The organism is Streptomyces sp. SCSIO ZS0520 (genome assembly GCF_025643355.1).
Lineage (GTDB): Bacteria > Actinomycetota > Actinomycetes > Streptomycetales > Streptomycetaceae > Streptomyces > Streptomyces physcomitrii.
The window spans coordinates 839,662-861,146 of the sequence record NZ_CP092644.1; the positions used below are offsets into that span (position 1 = coordinate 839,662).

The 21,485-nt window shown below is 73.4% G+C and carries 15 protein-coding genes; 7 read left to right on the top strand and 8 right to left on the bottom strand.

Going from position 1 to position 21,485, the window contains the following annotated elements; all coding sequences use genetic code 11:
* Positions 1-198: 198 nt before the first annotated feature.
* The 5 genes from MID12_RS02825 to MID12_RS02845 form a co-directional block, all read right to left on the bottom strand.
* Positions 199-1,236, bottom strand: a complete 1,038-nt coding sequence (locus MID12_RS02825; RefSeq protein WP_263164664.1) for a CDP-alcohol phosphatidyltransferase family protein — start codon at positions 1,234-1,236, stop codon at positions 199-201.
* A 265-nt stretch (positions 1,237-1,501) separates the two neighbouring features.
* Positions 1,502-2,698 carry a macrolide-inactivating glycosyltransferase gene (gene mgt, locus MID12_RS02830; RefSeq protein ID WP_040246518.1) on the bottom strand — a complete coding sequence of 399 codons (1,197 nt, stop codon included), beginning with the start codon at positions 2,696-2,698 and terminating at the stop codon, positions 1,502-1,504.
* A 141-nt stretch (positions 2,699-2,839) separates the two neighbouring features.
* Positions 2,840-4,180, bottom strand: a complete 1,341-nt coding sequence (locus MID12_RS02835; RefSeq protein ID WP_411576896.1) for an extracellular solute-binding protein — start codon at positions 4,178-4,180, stop codon at positions 2,840-2,842.
* The gene (locus MID12_RS02840; RefSeq protein ID WP_040256105.1) at positions 4,180-5,013 is read right to left on the bottom strand and encodes a carbohydrate ABC transporter permease; all 834 of its coding nucleotides are present in this window, start codon (positions 5,011-5,013) and stop codon (positions 4,180-4,182) included. Before MID12_RS02840 ends, MID12_RS02835 begins: the two co-directional genes overlap by 1 nt.
* Before the next feature lie 5 nt (positions 5,014-5,018).
* Positions 5,019-5,948, bottom strand: a complete 930-nt coding sequence (locus tag MID12_RS02845) for a carbohydrate ABC transporter permease (RefSeq protein ID WP_263164666.1) — start codon at positions 5,946-5,948, stop codon at positions 5,019-5,021.
* A gap of 196 nt (positions 5,949-6,144) precedes the next feature.
* Between MID12_RS02845 and MID12_RS02850 the strand changes: the two genes are divergently transcribed.
* Both MID12_RS02850 and MID12_RS02855 read left to right on the top strand, forming a co-directional pair.
* Positions 6,145-7,008 (top strand): phosphotransferase enzyme family protein, encoded by an 864-nt coding sequence (locus tag MID12_RS02850; RefSeq protein WP_263164668.1) that lies wholly within the window; start codon positions 6,145-6,147, stop codon positions 7,006-7,008.
* Between the two features lie 131 nt (positions 7,009-7,139).
* Positions 7,140-8,714 (top strand): S1 RNA-binding domain-containing protein, encoded by a 1,575-nt coding sequence (locus MID12_RS02855; protein WP_263164670.1) that lies wholly within the window; start codon positions 7,140-7,142, stop codon positions 8,712-8,714.
* A 45-nt stretch (positions 8,715-8,759) separates the two neighbouring features.
* Here MID12_RS02855 and MID12_RS02860 read toward each other — a convergent pair whose 3' ends face one another.
* Entirely contained in the window at positions 8,760-9,482 is a 723-nt protein-coding gene (locus tag MID12_RS02860) for an exonuclease domain-containing protein (protein WP_040246524.1), read from the bottom strand.
* A 131-nt stretch (positions 9,483-9,613) separates the two neighbouring features.
* Positions 9,614-10,852, bottom strand: coding sequence for an SAV2148 family HEPN domain-containing protein (locus MID12_RS02865; RefSeq protein ID WP_040246526.1), 1,239 nt, complete (start codon positions 10,850-10,852; stop codon positions 9,614-9,616).
* Positions 10,853-11,170: 318 nt separating this feature from the next.
* Between MID12_RS02865 and glgX the strand changes: the two genes are divergently transcribed.
* The 4 genes from glgX to MID12_RS02885 all read left to right on the top strand — a co-directional run bounded on the left by glgX (position 11,171) and on the right by MID12_RS02885 (position 18,716).
* The gene (gene glgX / locus MID12_RS02870; RefSeq protein WP_263164673.1) at positions 11,171-13,279 is read left to right on the top strand and encodes a glycogen debranching protein GlgX; all 2,109 of its coding nucleotides are present in this window, start codon (positions 11,171-11,173) and stop codon (positions 13,277-13,279) included.
* A gap of 80 nt (positions 13,280-13,359) precedes the next feature.
* Entirely contained in the window at positions 13,360-15,864 is a 2,505-nt protein-coding gene (treY, locus tag MID12_RS02875; protein WP_263164674.1) for a malto-oligosyltrehalose synthase, read from the top strand.
* A gap of 526 nt (positions 15,865-16,390) precedes the next feature.
* Positions 16,391-17,251, top strand: a complete 861-nt coding sequence (locus MID12_RS02880) for a chitosanase (RefSeq protein ID WP_263164675.1) — start codon at positions 16,391-16,393, stop codon at positions 17,249-17,251.
* Positions 17,252-17,468: 217 nt separating this feature from the next.
* A complete protein-coding gene (locus tag MID12_RS02885; protein ID WP_263164676.1) occupies positions 17,469-18,716 on the top strand; it encodes a M14 family zinc carboxypeptidase in 1,248 nt (415 codons plus the stop codon).
* A gap of 37 nt (positions 18,717-18,753) precedes the next feature.
* Here MID12_RS02885 and MID12_RS02890 read toward each other — a convergent pair whose 3' ends face one another.
* Positions 18,754-19,317, bottom strand: coding sequence for a DUF1707 and FHA domain-containing protein (locus tag MID12_RS02890; RefSeq protein WP_263164677.1), 564 nt, complete (start codon positions 19,315-19,317; stop codon positions 18,754-18,756).
* Positions 19,318-19,647: 330 nt separating this feature from the next.
* Here MID12_RS02890 and treZ point away from each other — a divergent pair, with 330 nt between their 5' ends.
* A complete protein-coding gene (gene treZ / locus MID12_RS02895) occupies positions 19,648-21,393 on the top strand; it encodes a malto-oligosyltrehalose trehalohydrolase (RefSeq protein WP_263164678.1) in 1,746 nt (581 codons plus the stop codon).
* The last annotated feature ends 92 nt before the right edge of the window (positions 21,394-21,485 follow it).

Sequence of the window (21,485 nt, forward strand, 5' to 3'; positions counted from 1 at the left end):
GTAGGTGAGCGGAAGCGTCCTGGGAAGTACGTAGGAAGCGGAGCCTCGACAAGAAGAGGAGCCCCCGGGGAGCGGAGTCCGTATACGCGGAGTCCGTATAAGTAGGGAGAAGCTCCTGAGGGGCGGTACGAGAAGCGGTGCGCGGCCGGGAGTTGTCCCGGCCGCGCACCGCTTCTCGTTCTGCCGTGGCGGTGCCGCTCAGGCGGCGACCGTCACCCCGGGCCGGTCGAAGGAGTCCAGGGTCCGCGCGAAGTCACGCGTGGAGAGCAGCAGCTTGTAGATGATGGCGAGTTCGAAGACGAGCAGCAGGGCGCCGGAGGCCAGGGCGACCGGCAGCACCGCGTCGCACAGCGGGCCGACGATGAAGACGCCCATCTGGAACTCGATGCCGCTGATCAGGTGCGGCCGGATGCGGTGGCGCAGCAGGAAGGAGCGCAGCCGCAGATAGGCGGGGAACTTGCGCCGGAACTCCTGCTGGAGGTCGACCACTTGGGCCTTCTTGGGAAGCGCCGCGCCTTCCTCCGGCTCCTCGGCCCCGCTGTGGGCCAGGCCGGTCTCCGGGTGGACCGGTCCGGCCTCCGGGTGGCTCCGCTCCGACTGCTCGGCCGCGGCGGCCGCCGCCCTGCCGAGGTCCTGCTCGATGTCGGCCTCGGGGTTGTCGCGGAGCAGGTCCTCCATGAAGGCGAGCGAGTCCGCGTCCTGGGCGCGGCGGGCCTCCCTGATGCGCGACTTGATCTGCTTGCGCATCGTGTGGCGGGTCTTGAAGATCTCCAGGGAGTTGATGTAGCGCAGCCCGTCGAGGAAGACGACCACGGCGGCGAGCCAGATGTAGCGGGTCTCCCCGGTGCGGTTGTACTGCCCGGCCGCGAGGGCCAGCGCGCAGGCCATCACCCGGATCCGGTCGAAGACGAAGTCCAGCCAGGCGCCGAACACCGAGCCCTGGCCGGTGAGCCGGGCGACCTTCCCGTCCATGCAGTCGAGCAGGAAGCTCAGGTGGTAGACGAGGGCGCCCGCGATCAGCCAGCGCCAGTCACCGAGCAGGAAGAAACCGGCCGAGACCAGGCCGAGCAGGAAGGCGCCCCAGGTGATCTGGTTGGGCGTGATCCTGGTGCGCAGCGCGACCTGGCGGACCAGTGGGGTGGCCAGTGGGTCGACGAGCATCACTGTCCACCACGCGTCCCGCTTCTTCTGCGTGAGGCGGCGCACTTCGGCGAGGGGGGGTATGTCTTGGCGCATGCTCTGCTTCCCGGCGTTCGAATGGAATTCACCTCACGCTAGAAAGCGGTTCACCGAAGGTACAAGAGCGTGCTCGTACAACCCTTTCCCCGTGCAACATGTCGTACGGGGTGAGCGTGGTCCCTAGGGTTTTCCCAACTCGGCCTCGTTACCCCAGCGTTATGTCTTGATCCTTCCGTGACGCGATCTCCCCGCTCGCTGCACAGAAACGAGGCAACCGGGCGCCCGGGCGAGGCAGTTCAGCCTCCGCGGGCGCCCGGGACCCTTACCGCAGCTCGGCCTCGATCAGATCGGCGGCGCGCGAGGTGCCGCCCTCGGCCGCGGTCTGCTTGCTCAATTCCGCAAGCCGCCGGGCGACCTCGGGGTCGTGGGCGAGGGCGAGCACGGCCTCCCGCAGCGCCTCCGGGGTCACCTCCTCCATCGGCAGATGACGCGCCACGCCGAGACCTTGCAGGATGTCGGCGTTGCCGAACTGGTCGACGGCCTGCGGTACGGCCACCATCGGCGTCCGGGTGGCGATGCCCTCCTGGCTGCCCCCCGCGCCCGCGTGGGTGAGGAAGGCGTCGGCCTGTTCCAGTACGGACAGCTGGGGCACCCAGGAGTGGACCTCGATGTTGTCCGGGATCTCCCCGAGCTCCTGCGGCCTGACGAACTTCCCGATCTGGAGCACCACATGCCAGCCGGGCAGCGCACCGAAGGCCTCGACGCAGTCGCGGTAGAAGTCCGGCTGCTTGGTGAAGCTCGAACCGAGCGAGACGAGGAGGACGTTCTCCGCGTCGGCCGGACGCTGCCAGGCCGTCTCCGCCCGGCGGCCGCCGCAGGTGCCGACGAAGGTGTAGACGCTCTCGTCCACCCGGTCCGCCTCGGGCTGGAGCGCCTTGGGGATGAGCGCGAGGCAGCGGTCCGGGCGGCCCATGAAGCGTTCGACGTCGATGTCCAGGCCGTTCTCCCGCAGCCAGCCCTCGAAGGTCTCGTAGAAGGCGCGGCCGCGCTCGGTCTGCTTGAGCGGTTCGAAGGTGGGCCTGCCGACCTCCTCCTCGTACCCCTCCCAGGCGACCAGATTCGGCGAGAGCTGGACGATCGGCACCGACCAGCGGTGGGCGAGCACCCGGGCCGGGTAGGCGGTGATGTCGTAGAGGACCAGATCGGGGCGGTCCTCGCCGTAGGCCTCGATGAGCTGGGGCAGGGCCTGGACGGCGTCGGTGAGGAAGGGCTCGATGTTGTCGATCAGCTCGGTGCCCCAGGCGTCGGGGTCCTCGTCGGTCGGCAGGGTGGAGTTCCACAGCACGGGCTCGGCGCCGGTCTCGGCCACCAGCTCGGCGAACTGGGGCGGGATCGCGTAGGTCACGCGGTGGCCGCGGGCGACCAGCTCCCGGATCACCTCCAGGCTCGGGTTCACATGCCCGTGCGCGGCGATGGAGAACATGGCGATATGGGCGGGCTTGATACCTGGGGCAGTCATGCGGCCACCATAAGGCGAGACGAAACGTCTCGTCCACTCGATTGACCGGCGGTACGGGACCGGGCCTGCACGAGGGGAGCACCCGGCCCGGCGCGGGGCGGCGCGGCCGACTACGGGCTACCGGCACCCGGCGCAGCCCCCTCAGCGCTGATAGCGCGCGAGCACCAGATTCCCGTCGTCCTCCAGGCGGGCCTTGAGTTCCCGGAGGCCGATGGCGCCGCTGAAGAACTCCTGGAAGGCGGGGGTCGCCACCTTGTCCTTCCACTCCGGGTAGCCGCGCACGGTCTGCGCGGGCGCGGGGCTCAACTGCCGGGCCAGGGCGGTGCCGAGGGACCAGTCGTTCTTACGGGTGTGCAGGGCGGGGTCGGCGAGGGCCGCGGTGCCGGTCGGCAGCATCCAGTCGCCGCGGGCGAGCCGGACCATGTTCGGGGGCCGCAGGAAGAAGTCGATGAAGGCCATCGCCTCCTTCTTGTGCGGGCTGTCCTCGGCGATGGAGAGGGTCTGCGGGCTGACCCCCTGGGCGAGCCCCGCGCTGCCGGCCGGGGCGGGCAGCACCTGCCAGTCGAAGCCCTTCGGCGCCTGCTGGACGACCTGCTGCCGGAAGGAGAAGCCGAGCGGGACCATGGCGTACCTGCCGCCGAAGAAACCGGGCAGCGTGTCCGAGGCGCTCATGCCGAGGGTGCTCCCACTGGCGCTGCGGTCGCTGTTCACCTGGGCCCGCACGGTACGCGGCATGACCTGGTCCCCGGCCTCGAAGCGGACCTCCGCCTTGCCCTCGGCGTCGCGGTGGAACATCCGGCCGCCCGAGGAGAGCCCGAGGTTGAGGGTGGCCGAGACCGGCTCCTTCAGCGGCCAGGCCACCCCGTAGCGGCCCTTGCCGGAGAGCCGCTCGGTGACCCGGCGGAACTCCGGCCAGCTCCAGGGCTTCTCCGGCGTCGGGATGCGCACCCCGGACTCGCGCAGCCAGCGGGAGTTGGCGAGCAGCACCCGCGGCTCCTGGAGGAAGGGCACCCCGTAGACGCCGTCCTGGAATTCGGCGGTGCGCCAACTGCGCGCGGGGATGTCCTCCTTGAGCCGCCGGGGCAGCAGCTTGCTCAGGTCGGCGAGGTAGCCCCCGTAGGCGAAGTCGGCGAGGTCGTCGGAGGAGTCGTGGACGATGTCCGGTGCCTCGCCGCCCTCGAAGGAGGTGAGCAGCTGGTCGTGGATGGTGTCCCAGCTGCCCTGGACGTACTCGACCTGCACCTTCGGGTGGCGGGCGTTCCACTCCTCGACCAGCTTCTTGTTGATCTCCACGGACTCCTGCTGCCAGGCGAGCGACTGGAAGCGGAGCCGGACCACCCCGTCGTCGCCGCCGTCGCCGTCCGAGGAGCAGCCGGTGAGCAGCAGCGCGAGGACGGTCAGGAGCGCGGCGGCGAGCCGGGCGAGGACCGGGACGCGGCGGGTGCGGGAGGTGCGGCGGGCGGTCATCGGCTGCTCGGTCATCAGCTCTTCACCGCCCCGGTGAGCATGCCGCTGGTGAGGCGGCGCTGGATCAGGGCGAAGACGAGGAGGGAGGGCAGCGTGGCGAGCAGCGCGGCGGCGGCCAGCGGGCCGAGGTCGGCGACGCCCTCGGCGCCCAGGAAGTGGGTGAGGACCACGGGCAGGGTCTGTTTCTCCGGGGACTTGAGCAGGACCAGGGCGAAGAAGAACTCGTTCCAGGCGCTGATGAAGGCGAAGAGCGCGGTGGCCACGATCCCGGGGGCGAGCAGCGGCACCGTCACCGAGATGAGGGTGCGCAGCCGCCCGGCGCCGTCCATCGCCGCCGCCTCCTCCAGCTCGACCGGGACCGCGCGGACGTAGCCCATCAGCATCCACAGCGCGAAGGGCAGCGCCCAGACCACGTAGACCACGATCAGGCCGGGGACGGAGTCGATCAGCCGCAGGTTCTTCAGGATCAGGAAGAGCGGGATGATGATCAGGACGAACGGGAAGGCCTGGCTGACGATCACCCAGCCGGTCGCCGCGCGGGAGAAGAGCCCCGGGCGGCGGGCGAGCACATAGGCCATCGGCGTGGCGAGGAGCACCGCGAGCACGGCCGCGGAGACCGCCGCCACAAGGGAGTTGAGGGCGGCGTCCACCAGCGGCTGCTCGTCGAAGGCCTGCCGGAAGTTGTCCAGGGTGGGGTGGTGCGGGATCCAGGTGGGGTGCAGGCTGCTCAGCTCCCGCGGCGGCTTGAAGGCCGTGGAGAGCAGCCAGAGGAAGGGCACCGCGAGGAAGAGCAGATAGCCGAGCAGGGCGAGGTACTGCGCCGCCCGCCCCGGCCCCGAGGTCCGCAGTCCGCTCATCGCTGCTCGCCTCCCCGCAGCCGTCCGGCCAGCCGCACCGCGAGCACCAGGGCGATCACGCCGACCATGGCGCAGCCCATCGCGGCCGCGTAGCCGTACTGGCCGTAGCGGAAGGCCTCCTCGTAGGCGAAGAGCATGGGCAGCCTGGTCCGTCCGCCGGGTCCGCCGCTGGTCAGGACGTAGACCAGGGCGAAGGAGTTGAAGTTCCAGATGAAGTTGAGCGCGGTGATCGCGAGGGCGACCGGGCGCAGCGCGGGCCAGGTCACGGTGCGGAAGCGGCGCCAGGCGCCGGCCCCGTCGACGGCCGCCGCCTCGTGCAGTTCGCGCGGGGTGTTCTGGAGCCCGGCGAGCAGGGCCACGGTGGTCTGCGGCATGCCCGCCCAGACGCCGACCACGATGACGGCGGGCAGGGCGGTGCCGAGGCCGGTCAGCCAGTCGTGGCCGCTGCCGAGGTGCAGATCGCGCAGGGTCTCGTTGAGGATGCCCGCGTCGGGCTGGTAGATCAGCCGCCACATGATGCCGACGACGACCTCGGGCATGGCCCAGGGGATGATCGCGAGCGCCCGGGCCAGCCAGCGCAGCCGCAGGTCCTGGTTGAGCAGCAGGGCGAGACCGAGGGCGAGCAGGAACTGCGGAACCGTTACGCCCACGGCCCAGACCAGCCCGATGCGGAAGGACTCCCAGAAGAGGCTGTCCTCGGCCAGATCCCGGAAGTTGAGCAGCCCGATCCACTGGGTGGCGCTGGTGCGGCCCGACTGGGCGTCGGTGAAGGCGAGGCCGATCCCGTAGGCGAGCGGGGCGACGCTCAGCACCAGGATCGGGATGAGGGCCGGGAGCACCAGGAACCAGGCGCCGAAGTCGGCGGGCCCGCGCCGGTCGGGGCGCGGCTTGTTCGCGGACCGCTGCGGCGCGGTCGACGGCGTCACGGAATCGGCTCCTTCGGGGCGGCTCGGGAAAATCGGCCGCCCCGGACGGGGGATCCGCCCGACGGCACGACGTCATGGTCCTGATGGGCCGCCCCGGCGTCAAGGCAGCGCGCGTGCTCACCCCGGAGAGGGACGACCAGCGGGAATGCCAGACTGGCCCGAGGACGAGGTGCGGGTGCGGTGAAGGGACCGGTGGATGGACGAGAAGAGGGCGCGGGAAGTCCTCGCGGCGGCCGGGGTGCTGCCCGGGGACGCGGGGCGGGCGCGCTTGCTGGCGCTCGGCGAGAACGCGGTCTTCGCCGCGGACGCGCTGGTGGTGAAGGTCGGCCGCAGCGCCGAACTCCTGGGGCGGGCCGAGCGCGAACTGCGGGTCGCCGCCTGGCTGGCCGAGCGCGGGGTGCCCGCGGTCCGCGCCGCCCGCGCCGAGGCGCTGCTCGTCAAGGGGCACCCGGTGACCGTCTGGCACGGGCTCGGCGAGGCGGTGCGGCCCGCCGAACCCGCCGACCTCGCGATGCTGCTGCGCCGGGTGCACGCCCTGGGGGCGCCGGAGTTCGCCCTGCCGCGGCGCGAACTCCTCGGCGGGGTGGAGCGCTGGCTCAGGCTCGCCGGGGACGCCGTCGACCCGGCGGACGCGGCCTATCTGCGGGCCCGGCGGGACGAGTTCGCCGCCGCCGCGGGCGCGCTCACCCCGCGGCTGGACCCGGGTCCGATCCACGGGGACGCGCTGCCGCGCAATGTGCACATCGGCCCCGAGGGGCCGGTCCTGGTCGACCTGGAGACCTTCTCCTGCGACCTGCGCGAACACGATCTGGTGGTGCTCGCGCTCAGCCGCGACCGGTACGGACTGCCCGCCGAGGCCTACGACTCCTTTGTCCGCGCCTACGGCTGGGACGTACGGGAGTGGGAGGGCTGCGCGGTCCTGCGCGGCGCCCGCGAGACCGCGAGCTGCGCCTGGGTGGCCCAGCACGCCCCGGCCAACCCCGGGGCGCTGGCCGAGTTCCGCCGCCGGGTGGACTCGCTGCGCGAGGGGGACACCTCGGTGCGGTGGTATCCCTTCTGAGGCCCCGGACACCTCCGGGCGGGGCGCGTGCCCCTCTTCGGGCGCCCCTTTTCGCGCGCCCCTCTTCGCGCGCCCCTCTTCGCGCGCCCCTTTTCGCACGGCGAGCAGCACCCACCGATCACAGGAGACCCGTGCCGTCCTTCGTCCACCGGATCAGCAAGTACGACCCCGCCGACCGCGACGAGCGGGGCGCGTACACCGGTGCCGAGGAGCCGGTCAGTGACCACGGGCCGGTGGAATCGGCCTACTTGGAGGCCCTCGCCGCCTTCGCCGCGGCCACCGGTGTCGACCGGCTGGCCCTCCGCGAGCCGGGGCTCACCGGTCTCGTCCACTTCGGTCTGGAGCCGGTGACCGAGGGCCAGGGTCTCACCGGGCTCTTCCCGCCCGACCTCCGCGGATTCCACGACGGCGCGGAGGTCTCCCTCGCCACCGCCCTGGAGCTGGTCCGGGCCATGCTGCGCGACAACGGCGTCTGGTGCCGCCTTGAGGTGGCGGACGTCTTCGCGGTGCATGTGGGCTGGGACCAGTACGTCTATGTGACCAGCGAGGGGCCCTGCGAGAGCGCCCTCGCGCGCACCCGGGAGCTGGGCCTCTTCCCGGAGCGGATCGCGGCCTCGCCCTATGCGGCGGAGTACGGGGAACCGGGTGAACAGCGGCCCGCCGACGAGGAGTTCTGGGCCCGGGTGCGCTGGTGCCTGATCCGCCGGGAGGAGGTCCTGCTGGAGGAGTCCCCGGTCGAGAACGTCTCGCGCTGGTACCGCCTCACGGCCGCCACCCTGGACGGGGTACGCGCCGGGCTCACCCCGCGGGCGAGACTGACGCTCTGGCCGAAGCTGTCCGAGGACGTGGCCGCGGTGCTCGCCGCGGTCCCCGCCGAGGGCACCGTGGAACTCGTCTGGGAGGACGGCGAGGCCTCGCTCACCAGCGCCTTCGCCGACCGGGCCGACACGAGCGGATACCCGGTGCTGGCCGCCCGGGTGGCGAGGGCCCGGGCCGCCGCCGTGCTGCCGCTCGAAGTCGACGCGCGGCGGCCGCTGTTCACCGCCGTCCTGCCCGACGGGGACGGTGTGCTGCGGGCCCGGTGGCGGACCGAGCCGACGCCGAGCGACCGCACCTGGGCGCTGCTGCGGACCCTCCGGAAGGGGCAGACCGTCCGGGGCACGGTCACCGGGATCGCGAGCTTCGGGGTCACCTTCGTGGACATCGGCGGCCTCACCGCGATGATCAACATCCCGGAGCTGTCCTGGCGGCCCCTGGGCCACCCCTCCGAGGCCGTCGCCGCCGGGGAGGAGATCACCGCCGAGGTCCTCGATGTCGATCCGGTGCGGGAGCGCGTGGCGCTGCCCCTGAGGGCGCTGCGGCCGGATCCTCTGCCGGGGCTCCGCGCACGGGTGGGCCAGGTGGTGACCGGGGTGGTGACCAAGCTGGTGCCCCTCGGCGCCTTCGTCCGCGTCGAGGACCGGCCGGACGGCTTCCAAGGGCTCGTACCCCGCGCCGAGTTGCCCGGGGAAGCCCTCGCCGGGCCCGGTGAGGTGCCCCGGGTCGGTGACCCCCTTCGCGTCCGGATCCTCGATGTCGACCTCGACCGGCGCCGCATCGCCCTCTCCGCCGTGCGGGCGCGCGGGGATGGGGATGAGGACGAGGGCAAGGACAAGGACTTGGACTTGGACTTGGACTTGGACGGGGACGGGGACGGGGACGCCTGACGGTCTCCTGCGCGCCCGCCCCTCGGACCGGCCCGGACTCCCCGGTCAGACCGGCTCGGACTCCCCGGCCGGTTCGCGCAGCGGCCAGACCCCGTCGACCACGGCGCCCGGGTCGCCCTGGCGGCGCAGGAACCGCTGGAAATCGGCGGCCAGTTCGGCGGCCCAGCCGATCTGGCTGCGGTGCAGCTCGGCGGCGGAGAGCTCGGCGACCTTGGGGTGGCGTTCGGCGACGGCGCAGGCCAGCCGGGCGGCGGCCAGGGCGTCCGCGGTGGCGTCGTGGGCGGCGTCGAGCCGTATGCCGTACTCGGTGCAGACCGCTTCCAGCTTGCGTTTCCCGCGGCGGTAGCGGTCCACGTACCGGTCGATGGTGTACGGGTCGAGGACCGGGGCCGGCTCCGCGCCGAGGCGTTCGCGCAGCGAGGGCAGCCCGTGGCGGCGCAGCTCGGCGGCGAGCAGGGTGAGGTCGAAGGCGGCGTTGTACGCGACGACCGGGATGCCCGCGCGCCAGGAGGCGGTGAGCACCTCGGCGATCGCATCGGCCACCTGGTCCGGCGGGGCGCCCTGGGCCGCCTGCTCGTCGGTGATGCCGTGCACCGCGGCGGCCTCGGCCGGTATCGGCACCCCCGGATCGGCCAGCCACTCGCGGCGGCCCAGGACTTCACCGGCACGGAACTCGACGACGGCGCCGGTGACGATGCGCGCGCGGTGCGGATCGGTGCCCGTGGTCTCCAGGTCGAAGCCGTGGACGAGCTCGCGGAACCAGGCCATGGGACCCCCTTCTCGATGGTGCGTTTCCCCCAGTGACCTCACGATCCCATGTGCCACTGACAGTGCGGATCGAGGCATTCCGGTACGCCCGGTGAGGGGCCGCTCGTGCCCGGGTGCCGGTCGCCGCCGGTTCAGGAGACCGGCCGCGAATCGCCCCAGGCCAGCTCGAACTCCTCGCGGTAGGTGTCGAAGAGGCCGCTCTCCCCCGCTTCCGCCGGTTCCGGGTGGCGCACCACCCGGCCGCCGCCGCGCAGGACGAGCACCGGCGCCTCCATGCCCCGGGTGCGCCGCAGATACGACTGCACCACCGCGATGCCGTCCGCGCCGTCGCCGTCGACCAGGTAGGCGGTGAAGCGCGGGGTCTCGTCGAAGACGTGTATCTCGAAGGCCCCCGGATCGCGCAGCCGCGAGCGGACCCGGCGCATATGCAGGATGTTGGTCTCCACCGCGCGGCTCAACTCCCCGCGTTTCATGCCCAGTTCGCGTTCGCGCCGCTTGACCGCGCTGCTCGCCGGGTTGAGGAAGACCAGGCGGATCCGGCAGCCGGACTCCGCGAGCCGCACCAGGCGGCGCCCGGAGAAGTTCTGGCTGAGCAGATTGAGGCCGATGCCGATGGCGTCCAGCCGCCGGGCACCGCCGAAGATGTCCTCGGCCGGGAAGTTGCGCAGCAGCCGCACCCGGTCCGCGTGCACCCCGACGACGTCGCCGTAGCGGTCCCCGACGAGTTCCTCCACGGCGTCCACCGGCAGGCGGCGGGCCGAGGGCACCTCGGAGCCGGTGCCGAGTATCTCCAGGAGCCGGGAGGCGGCGCGTTCGGCCTGGGCGAGCACGGTGACGGAGAGCGCCCGGTTGCGGGAGACCACATTGCGGGTGACCTCCAGCTCGTCCAGGGCCAGTTCCACGGTCCGCCGGTCGTCGAAGTACGGCTCGAAGCAGGGCCAGTGCTGCACCATCAGCTCCCGCAGCTGGGGCAGCGTCAGAAAGCTCACCACGTTGTCGTCCGCGGGGTCGAGCAGATAGCCCTTGCGGCGGGACACCTCGCGCACCGCGACGGCGCGCTGCACCCACTCCTGGCCCGCCGGACCCGCGGCGGCGACCACCCAGTCCTCGCCGTGCACCGGTTCGTAGACCGGCCGCAGCACCGCGGCGACCACGGCCCGGAGCCGCTGTTCGACGAGGTTCAGCCAGATGTAGGCCCGCCCCGCGCGCTGGGCTCTGGTGCGGACCTCGCTCCAGTCCTCGGACCCCCAGTCCAGCTCGGCGCCGATCTCCATGGGCCGTGCCAAGGACACCGCTCCGGGTGGGACCTCTGCCGTCCCTCCCTCCTGGCCGCTCTCGCCAGGCGGAAGTTCCAGCCCTCCCGAGCTCACGTGCTTACCGCCTTCCCCACCCCCGCGTACTCCCCCGTTCAACGATCAAGGAGGGTACTCCGCAAGAAGGCGCCGACGCAGCCGGATGCGCGGGGGATTTCCCAACCATCCTTGCTCACACGGGAGTTCTGCGCGAATCGAGGTCCGCGGCGGTGCCTGGTGCGCTGGTCAGCGACCCGGCGCCCGCCGCCGCGAGCCCCGTGCCCCGCAACGCGCGCCCCGTACCCGCGGCGAAGGTCCTAGGTGGCCCGCCGCCTTTCGGGAAGACTCGGAGCAGGTGTCCCCAGCCGGGGGCCGGTAGCGGAAGAGTCGTCATCCATGCAGGTATGGCCTGGTCAGGCATATCCCCTCGGTGCCACGTACGACGGCGCCGGCACCAACTTCGCCCTCTTCTCCGAGGCCGCCCACCGCGTCGAGCTGTGCCTCGTGCACGACGACGGCTCGGAGACCGCGGTGGAGATGCGCGAGACGGACGCCTTCGTACGGCACGCCTATCTGCCCGGGATCATGCCCGGGCAGCGGTACGGCTTCCGGGTGCACGGACCCTACGAACCCGGGCGCGGTCAGCGCTGCAACTCCGCGAAGCTCCTCCTGGACCCGTACGCGAAGGCGGTCAGCGGCTCGGTCAGCTGGGGCGAGGAGGTCTACGGCTACCACTTCCGGGCACCCGAGCGGCGCAACGACCTGGACTCCGCCCCGCACACCATGACCTCGGTGGTGGTCAACCCGTACTTCGACTGGGGCGACGACCGCGCGCCCCGCACCGACTACCACCGCACCGTCATCTACGAGGCCCACGTCAAGGGCCTGACGATGCGTCACCCCGCCCTCCCCGAGGAGCTGCGCGGCACCTACGCCGCCCTCGCCCACCCGGCGATCCTGGAGCACCTGACCGAGCTGGGGGTGACCGCGATCGAGCTGATGCCGGTGCACCAGTTCGTCAACGACCACCGCCTGGTCGACATGGGCCTCAACAACTACTGGGGCTACAACACCATCGGCTTCTTCGCCCCGCACAACGCCTACGCCTCCTGGGGCGACCGCGGCCAGCAGGTGCTGGAGTTCAAGTCCGCGGTACGGGCCCTGCACGAGGCGGGCATCGAGGTCATCCTGGACGTGGTCTACAACCACACCGCGGAGGGCAACCACCTCGGGCCCACCCTCTCCTTCAAGGGCCTCGACAACTCCTCGTACTACCGCCTGGCGGAGGATCCGCGGTACTACACGGACACCACCGGCACCGGCAACTCGCTGCTGATGCGCTCCCCGCACGTACTCCAGCTGATCATGGACTCGCTGCGGTACTGGGTCACCGAGATGCATGTGGACGGCTTCCGCTTCGACCTCGCGGCGACGCTGGCCCGGCAGTTCCACGAGGTGGACCGGCTGTCCTCGTTCTTCGACCTGGTGCAGCAGGACCCGGTGGTCTCCCAGGTGAAGCTGATCGCCGAGCCCTGGGACGTCGGCGAGGGCGGCTACCAGGTCGGCAACTTCCCGCCGCTGTGGACCGAGTGGAACGGCAAGTACCGGGACACGGTGCGCGACCTGTGGCGGGGCGAGCCGCGCACGCTGGCCGAGTTCGCCTCCCGGCTGACCGGCTCCTCCGACCTCTACCAGGACGACGGGCGGCGCCCGCTCGCCTCCATCAACTTCGTGACCTGCCACGACGGCTTCACCCTGCACGACCTGGTCGCCTACGACGAGAAGCACAACGAGGCCAACGGCGAGGACAACCGGGACGGCGAGAGCCACAACCGGTCCTGGAACTGCGGGGCGGAGGGGCCGACCGAGGACAAGGAGATCCTCGGCCTGCGGGAGCGGCAGATGCGCAATTTCATCGCCACCCTGATGCTCTCCCAGGGCGTGCCGATGATCTCGCACGGCGACGAGTTCGCCCGCAGCCAGCAGGGCAACAACAACACCTACTGCCAGGACAACGCCCTGTCCTGGCTGGAGTGGCCGAAGGACGCCGCCGAACGCCTGCTCTTCCTGCGGGCCATGGTGTGGCTGCGCCGGGACCACCCGGTCTTCCGGCGGCGGCGCTTCTTCCACGGCAGGCCGGTCGAGGGCACCCACGACGAGCTGTCGGACATCGTCTGGTTCACCCCCGAGGGCGAGGAGATGACCCCGCGGGACTGGAGCGAGGCGACCGCGAGCGCGCTGACGGTCTTCCTCAACGGCAACGCCATCTCCGAGCCCGGCCCGCGCGGCGAGCGGATCACCGACGACTCCTTCCTGCTCCTCTTCAACGCCTCCCCCGAACCGCTGGAGTTCCAGGTACCGGTGCTGCACGGCCCGAAGTGGCGGATCGTGGTGGACACCGCCCGCCGGGACCCGGTGCCGCCGGGCTCGGCCTCCGAGATGGCGGCGGGCGAGCGGCTCACCCTGATCGACCGCAGCCTGACCGTGCTCCAGCGCCCGGCCTGAGCACGGGCGGGCGGGTGCAGTCGGGCGCCCTTTGGCGCGGGAGCGACAGCGGGGGCGCCCGGGCGGGTACGTAACGGTGCATGACCTCCCTGCGCCCGAAGCCCCCGGTGCCCGTGCCCACCGCCACCTACCGCCTCCAGCTCCAGCCCGGCTTCCCCTTCGCGGCGGCCGCGGCGGCCGTGCCCCGGCTCGCCGCGCTCGGGGTCTCCCATCTGCATCTGTCACCGGTCCTGGAGGCGGTGCCGGGCTCCACGCACGGCTACGACGTGGTGGACCACTCCCGGGTGCGCGGGGAACTCGGCGGCGAGGCGGGGCTGCGGGCGCTCTCCGCGCGGGCCCGGGAGCACGGCCTGGGCCTGGTCCTCGACCTGGTGCCCAACCACATGGCGGCCTCGCCGCGCCACAACCGGCAGCTGCGGGACGTGCTGCGCGAGGGACCGGCCGCCGCGCACGCGCACTGGTTCGACATCGACTGGGAGGCGGGAGGCGGCCGGGTACTGCTGCCCGTACTCGGCGGCCCGCTCGGCGGCGAGCTGGACCAACTGCACGTGGAGGGCGAGGAGTTGCGCTACCACGAGCACCGCTTCCCGCTGCGGCCCGGCACCTCGGGGCTGCCGCTGCCCGAACTGCTCGACGCCCAGTGGTACCGGCTCGGCTGGTGGCGGCTGGCCAGGACCGAGCTCAACTACCGCCGCTTCTTCACCATCGCGGAGCTGATCGGGATCCGGGTGGAGGACCCCGGCGTCTTCGCGGCCACCCATGCCAAGGTCCTCGAACTCCTCGCGGACGGCGTCGCGGACGGCCTGCGCATCGACCACCCGGACGGGCTCGCCGACCCGGCCGGCTATCTGGCCCGGCTCGACGAGGCGAGCGGCGGGCGCTGGACGGTGGTGGAGAAGATCCTCGCCGACGGGGAGCGCCTGCCCGGGGACTGGCGGGTCGCGGGCACCACCGGCTACGACGCCCTGCGGCACCTGGACGGGGTGCTCACCGACCCGGCCGGTGCGCGGGAACTCGCCGCCCGCTTCCGGGAGTTCGCGGCGCCCGCGCCCGACCTCGGCGGCGACTTCGCGGCGACCGCGCGCCGCGCCGCGCACGAGGTCCTCGGCCACGACCTGGCCGCCGAGACCGCCCGGCTGACCCGCGACTGCGTCCGCCTGTGCGCCCGCGACCCCCGGCTGCGCGACCACGCCCCCTGGGCCCTGGCCACCGCCCTGCACGAACTCCTGGTCCGCGTGCCGGTCTACCGCCCCTACACGGGCGGCGACCCGGCGTCGGTACTGACCGCCGAGGCCGCCGCGGAGGCCGCCGCCGCCTTCGAGGTCGCGGAGGAGGCGGGCGCGGTCGAGGCGGTACGCGGGCTGCTGCTGGGGGAGTTCGGCGGGGGTGGTGGTACGGGCGGGGGCGCGGAGGGCGCGGGCGAGGGGGACGGCCGGGCGGGAGAGGGCGCGGGAGGGGATGCGGGTGCGGACCGCGTGGGTGACGGCCGTGCCGAAGTGGCCGCCTTCGCGGCGCGGTTCGCGCAGACCGCCTCCGCGCTGCGCGCCAAGTCGGTCGAGGACCGGGCCTTCTACCGGTACGTGCCGCTGCTCAGCGCCGACGAGGTGGGCGGCGAACCGGGCGCCCCCGCGCTCGGCCCCGAGGACTTCCACGCCTACTGCGCCCGCCTCCAGCGGGACTGGCCGCTGACCGGGACCGTGCTCTCCACCCACGACACCAAGCGCAGCGCCGATGTCCGCGCGGCGATCTCCGTCCTCGCGCAGTGCCCGGGCCGGTGGGCGGAACTCCTCGGCGAGCTGACCGCCCTGACGGCGCGCACCGGCGTACCGGCCCCCGACCACCTGGTCGCCTGGGCCGGGTGGCAGACCGCGCTCGGGCTCGGCGTACCGGAGGTCGACCGGCTGCGGGAGGCCCTGCTCAAGCATGTGCGGGAGGCGGGGCTGCGCACGACGTGGACGGAGCCGGACGCGGCCTACGAGGCGGCGGTCGCGGACTTCGTGGCGGCCGGTCCCGGCGGCCCGGCCGGGAAGGCGCTGGCGGAGTTCGGCGCGGGCCTGCGCCCGTACGTGGAGGCGCAGATCCTCGCGGCGGCGCTGCTCCAGCTGACCATGCCCGGGGTGCCCGACCTGTACCAGGGCACCGAGTACCCGTACCGCGCCCTCGTGGACCCCGACAACCGGGCACCGCTCGGGGAGGGGCCCGTGGCCGAGGAGGCGGGTGAACTGCCCGCCCTGAAGCGGGAGTTGACCGTGGCGGCGCTTCAACTGCGCCGCCGGAGGCCGGAGGTCTTCGGCGCCGGGGGCTCGTACGCGCCGCTGGCCGCGCGGGGGCCCGCGGCCGGGCACTGCCTGGCGTTCACCCGGGGCGGGGCGGTGCTGAGCGCGGTGACGCGGCTGCCGTTGCGGCTCGCGGAGGCGGGCGGCTGGGGCGGGACGGTGCTCGAACTGCCGCCGGGGCGCTGGCGGGACGTCTGCGCGCCGCAGGTGCGCCACGAGGGGCGGCTGCCGGTGGCGGAGCTGTTCGCGAAACGGCCCTTCGCGCTCCTGGAACAGGAGGAGCCGGGTCGAGAGGAGCCAGGTCTGTAGGAGCCGGATCGAGAGGAACCGGGCCGAGAGGAACCGGGCCGGGACTGAGCAGAGCCGCCACTGAGCAGAGCCGGGACCGAGCGGAACGGAGTGGCCGGTTCCGCGTTGCGTTCATTGAGTTCCCGGCGGGGAGCGCGAGTTCAGGATCCGGCGGTGGCACAGACCGCCGGGGTATGCGGCTCCGGTGGCGGCGGCGCGTCTTCCTGCGGGGACCGTCGAGAGGTCCGGATCGTCCCGGGGCGCGGGGGCGCGAGCGGCTCGCCGCTGCCTTCAGGGAGTGCACTCACCACCCCCGAAAGAGGCACTTCCGCGTCCATTGACGGAAGGCGGGACGGCGGTAATCTCATGCCACGCCGGGCAGGGCCGCGCCCCGCACTCCCCCCTCTCCCCCACCGTCCGGCCCCGTCCTCCCCCTGGACGGGCGTGGACCCCACCGGCCTCCGCGCACCACGCAAGCCGTCTGAGCACCCTCCCGTCAAAGGCCCCACCGGGCTTCCCCCCACTCCTTCACGGAACAGAGGTCCTCATGAAGCAGCGTTCCCGCACACGGTTCCCCGGACGGCGGCTCGGCCGCCCCGCCGCCGGTGCCCTCCTCGGCCTCGCCCTGCTCGCGGTGCCGCAGTCGGCCCTGGCCGCACCCGCCCCGGCCGGAGCCTCCGCCCCCGCGGCGAGGGCGGAGGACGGGCTCGACGACCCGGCCAAGAAGGACATCGCCATGCAGCTGGTGTCCAGCGCCGAGAACTCCTCGCTCGACTGGCGCGCCCAGTACCCGTACATCGAGGACATCGGCGACGGCCGCGGCTACACGGCGGGCATCATCGGCTTCTGCTCGGGCACCGGCGACATGCTCGAACTGGTCGAGCGGCACGCCCAGGAGGAGCCGGACAGCGTCCTCGCGCCCTATCTGCCCGCCCTGCGCGCGGTCAACGGCACCGACTCCCACGAGGGCCTCGGCCCCGCCTTCGAGGCCGACTGGGCGAAGGCCGCGGGCGAGGAGTCCTTCCAGCGCGCCCAGGACGCCGAGCGCGACCGCGTCTACTTCGACCCGGCCGTGGCGCAGGGCAAGAGCGACCAGGTCGGTACGCTCGGCCAGTTCATCTACTACGACGCGATCGTCATGCACGGTCCCGGCGAGGGCGGCACCAGCTTCGGCGGCATCCGCGCCCGCGCCCTCGACCAGGCCGCACCGCCCTCCGAGGGCGGCGACGAGTCCGCCTGGCTGCACGCCTTCCTCGACGCCCGCGTCTGGGCGATGAAGCAGGAGGAGGCCCACTCGGACACCAGCCGGGTGGACACCGCCCAGCGCAGGTTCCTCGACGCGGGCAACCTCGCGCTGAACACCCCCCTGGACTGGCAGGTCTACGGCGACAGCTACCACATCGACTGAGACCCGCCACCCTCGTGGAGCCCGGCCCGCACCCCGCCCCGCGGCCGGGCTCCACTCCTCTGCTCCCCGGTTCCCGCCGGCGGGGACCACCCCTGGCGAGAAGGCCGTCTACGACCGCACCCGTACCGATCCGCGGGCGTGCCCGACACCCCGGACAGCCGCCTTGACAGTGGCCGGGCCGCGTGGGGTACTGCCTGCGTCCGGGCGGCAGACGGGGGTGAGTCACCTGAGTGGAAAGCGCTATCCCAATGTGACGGAACTGGTCGCCTCGGCACGGGAGTTGACGGCGCAGCGGCCCTCGCTGAGCACCCTGCGGCAGATCGGCACCTCCCGCGGCGGACGCCCGATGCACCTGCTGTCGATAGGCCGGGCCCGGCAGTCGGTCCTGGTCGTCGCGGGCGCCCACGCCAACGAGCCCACCGGCGGTTCCACCGTGCTCGAACTGGCCCGCCGTACCCTGGCCGACCCGGCGCTGCGGGCCACCCGCTCCTGGCACTTCCTGCTCTGCGCCGACCCGGACGGCGCCCATCTGCACCGCAGCCCGGCGCCCCGCTCGCTGCACGACTACCACCGGCACTTCTTCCGCCCCGCGGGCCCCGAGCAGCCCGAGTGGTCGCCCTCGGTGCTGCCCCCGGACCGGCTGCCGCCGGAGACCCGGGCGCTGACCGCGGTCATCGACCAGGTGCGCCCGTACCTCCAGGTCTCCCTGCACGGCACCGATCTGGGCGGCAGCTGGGTGCAGCTCACCAAGGACATCCCGGGCCTCGCCGAGCCCTTCGCCAAATCGGCCGCCGCGCTGCACATCCCGGTGGAGACCGGGGCCTCGGACGCGGCGGGCTGGCCCGCCTCCGGGCCCGGGGTCCATGTGATGCCGCAGCCGGACGCCGAGGCCGCCTTCCCCAGCCTGCCGGAGAACGCCCGCGCCAGCACCTGGCACCACGCGCACCGCTACGGCGGCCTCACCGCGATCGTCGAGGTGCCGATGTGGGCCAGCGACCTGGTGGACGACCCGGCCCCGCACCCGGCACCGGAGAGCGCGCTGCGGGAGACCGCCGCCCGGCTGCGGCACGAGACGGGCCTGGTGGAGGAGATCCTCGCCGAGGCGCTGCCCCGGCTGCCCGGGCCGCCGGGCCCGCTGCTGCGCGGCGCGCGCTGGGCGCTCGATCTGGCGCCGGGTCTCGCCGCGGACTGGGCCGCGACCGAGGCCCCCGGGGCGACGGTGGCGTACATCGGCAGCATCGACGCCTTCGGGCGCCGGCTGCCGCTGCGGGCCGGGGCCATGCTGCTGCGGGTGCTGCGGGCCGCCGAGGACCCGGCTCAGGCGCGCCTCGAAGCACTGGTCGACGGCTGGTGCGAGGCCTTCGCACGCCGGTTCCGGGCCCGCTGGGTGCCGCTGGCCTCCCAGGTGGAGCACCAGTCCCGCACGGTCCTGGTGGCGGCCAGGCAGGCGGCCCCGGCGGCCTGAACCGCCTTCGTACGTACGGGAGTCGGGCGCCGGGCGGCTAGCTCGCGGAGAGGCGGAAGGACATCTGGCCGAAGCTCACCTGGTCGCCCTCCTGGACCACCGCGGCCCCGATGACCCGGCGGCCGTTCACACAGGTGCCGTTGCTCGAACCGAGGTCCCGCAGCACCCAGATGCCGCCCTGGCGGATCAGCTCCGCGTGCACCCGGGAGACCGTCTCGTGGCTCAGCCGCAGGCCGTTGCCCGGCTCGCGCCCTATCCGCAGCGGCTCGTGCGTGGGGGCGGCGGGCAGCCGCAGCACCGGGAGCCGCTCGACCTGCCAGACCTTGCGCATCCGGGCGGTGAAGCCGGAGACCGCGCGCACCCCGCCGAACAGCGCCCGCTGGACCGGCCCCTCCTTGTCCGGTTGGCTCGTCAGATCCGCGGTGAGCGCGGCGAGTTCGTCGGGCCGCCGGGCGGCGAGGACGAGTTCCATGCGCCGGAGGAAGGTGTCATGGGAGAGCTTGCCGACGGCGGCACCCTCCCGGAGCGCCTGCAGCGCCTGGTCGCGCTCGGCGTCGGAGAGCCGCACGGGGACCGCGGGGAACTCGAAAGACGACGTCACATCCCGGATTGTCGATCAGCACCGCCCGGGGTGTCCAGCAGGGCGCCGAGGTCGCCACACCCCGTACGGGCCCTTGACCAGCACGGACGGGGCATGAGGTGGGCGAATCCGCGCGACCGCCGCAGCAGCACTGTTACGGACGGCCGCCCGCGCCCCACGGCGGCGGGCAGATCGGGCGACCCGGGGGCGCGGGCCCGCCTCCTGCCGCAGGATGGACGGGCGACATCACGGTGACTGTCAGAACGTCAGGACCGGCAGGGCAGAGACATCAGAGCCGGCAGAGCTGCTGTCAGGGCAGGGCTGTCAGCACGTCCCGAAGGAGACGCGTCCGTGCAGTTCGAGGTGTGGGCACCGCAGGCCGCCGAGGTCACGCTGCACCTGTCGGGGGCGGAGCACGCCCTCGGCCCCGCCCCCGGGCGCCCGGGCTGGTGGGCCGGGCAGGCCCCGGGGCGCGACGGCGACCGCTACGGCTACGCCCTGGACGGCGGCCCCGTGCTGCCGGACCCGCGCTCGCGCCGCCAGCCGGACGGCCCCGACGGGCTCAGCGCGGTGGTCGACCACACCCGGCACACCTGGACGGCGCACCCGCCGGGCCGCGGGCTGCCGGGCGCCGTCCTCTACGAACTGCACGTGGGCACCTACACCCCCGAGGGCACCCTCGACGCGGCGGCCGGGCGGCTCGGACACCTGGCCCGGCTCGGCGTCACACATGTGGAGCTGATGCCGCTCTGCCCCTTCCCCGGCCGCCACGGCTGGGGCTACGACGGGGTCGCGCTCTGGGCGGTGCACGAGCCCTACGGCGGCCCCGAGGCGCTGAAGCGCTTTGTCGACGCGGCGCACGCCGAGGGGCTCGGAGTGGTCCTCGACGTGGTCCACAACCACCTCGGCCCGGACGGCAACCACCTGCCCGCCTTCGGTCCGTACTTCACCGGGACCCACCACACCCCCTGGGGCGCGGCCGTGAACCTGGACGCCCCGGGCTCGGACGAGGTACGGGACTTCCTCATCGGCAGCGCGCTCGCCTGGCTGCGCGACTACCGGCTCGACGGGCTGCGCCTGGACGCCGTGCACGCCCTGCACGACGACCGGGCCCTGCCCTTCCTCGAAGCGCTCGCCGAGGCTGTCGACGCCCTGGCCGCGGAGACCGGCAGGCCGCTCTTCCTGATCGCCGAGTCCGATCTCAACGACCCCCGGCTGATCCGCGCCCGCGGCGAGGGCGGCACCGGACTGCACGCCCAGTGGAACGACGACTTCCACCACGCCCTGCACACCGCCCTGACGGGTGAGTCCCAGGGCTACTACGCCGACTTCGCGAAGGCCCCGCTCGCCGCCCTCACCAAGTGCCTGACCGGCGGCTTCTTCCACGACGGTACGTACTCCAGCTTCCGCGGGCGCCGCCACGGCAGGCCGCTGGACCGCGAGCGGGTCTCGGCGCACCGGCTGCTCGGCTACGCCCAGACCCACGACCAGATCGGCAACCGGGCCCTCGGCGACCGGCTCGCCGCGGGCCTGAGCCCCGGCCTCCTCGCCTGCGCGGCCACGCTGACCCTGACCGCGCCCTTCACCCCGATGCTGTTCATGGGCGAGGAGTGGGGTGCCGGTACGCCCTGGCAGTACTTCACCGACCACACCGACCCGGAGCTGGCCGAGGCCGTACGGCGCGGCAGGCGGCGGGAGTTCACCGCGCACGGCTGGGCCGAGGAGGAGGTCCCCGACCCCCAGGACCCGGCCACCCGCGCGCGCTCCTGCCTGGACTGGTCCGAGCCCGAACGGCGACCGCACTCCCGGCTGCTCGACTGGTACCGCACCCTGATCGCCCTGCGCCACCGGTACTCCGACCTCACCGACCCGGACCTGACCGCGCTGCGCCCCGCCTTCGACGAGCAGGCCCGCTGGCTCGCCTTCCGCCGCGGCGACCTGCGGATCGCGGTGAACCTCGGCCCGGAGCCCGCCGCCATCCCGCTCGGCCGGGGCCGCCCCCGGGTCCTCGCGGCCTGGGACCCCCTCGGCCCGCCCGACGAGGCGGGCGTGCTCACCCTGCCGGGCGAGTCCTGCGTGGTGCTCGGCCAGTCCTGAGCGCGGCCGCCGCCGCGGTGTGCCCGATGTCGGTCTTCAGGGAGCCGAGCCGGCACCGGACGGGGGCGGGCCGCGCGCCCGAGCCCGGACGG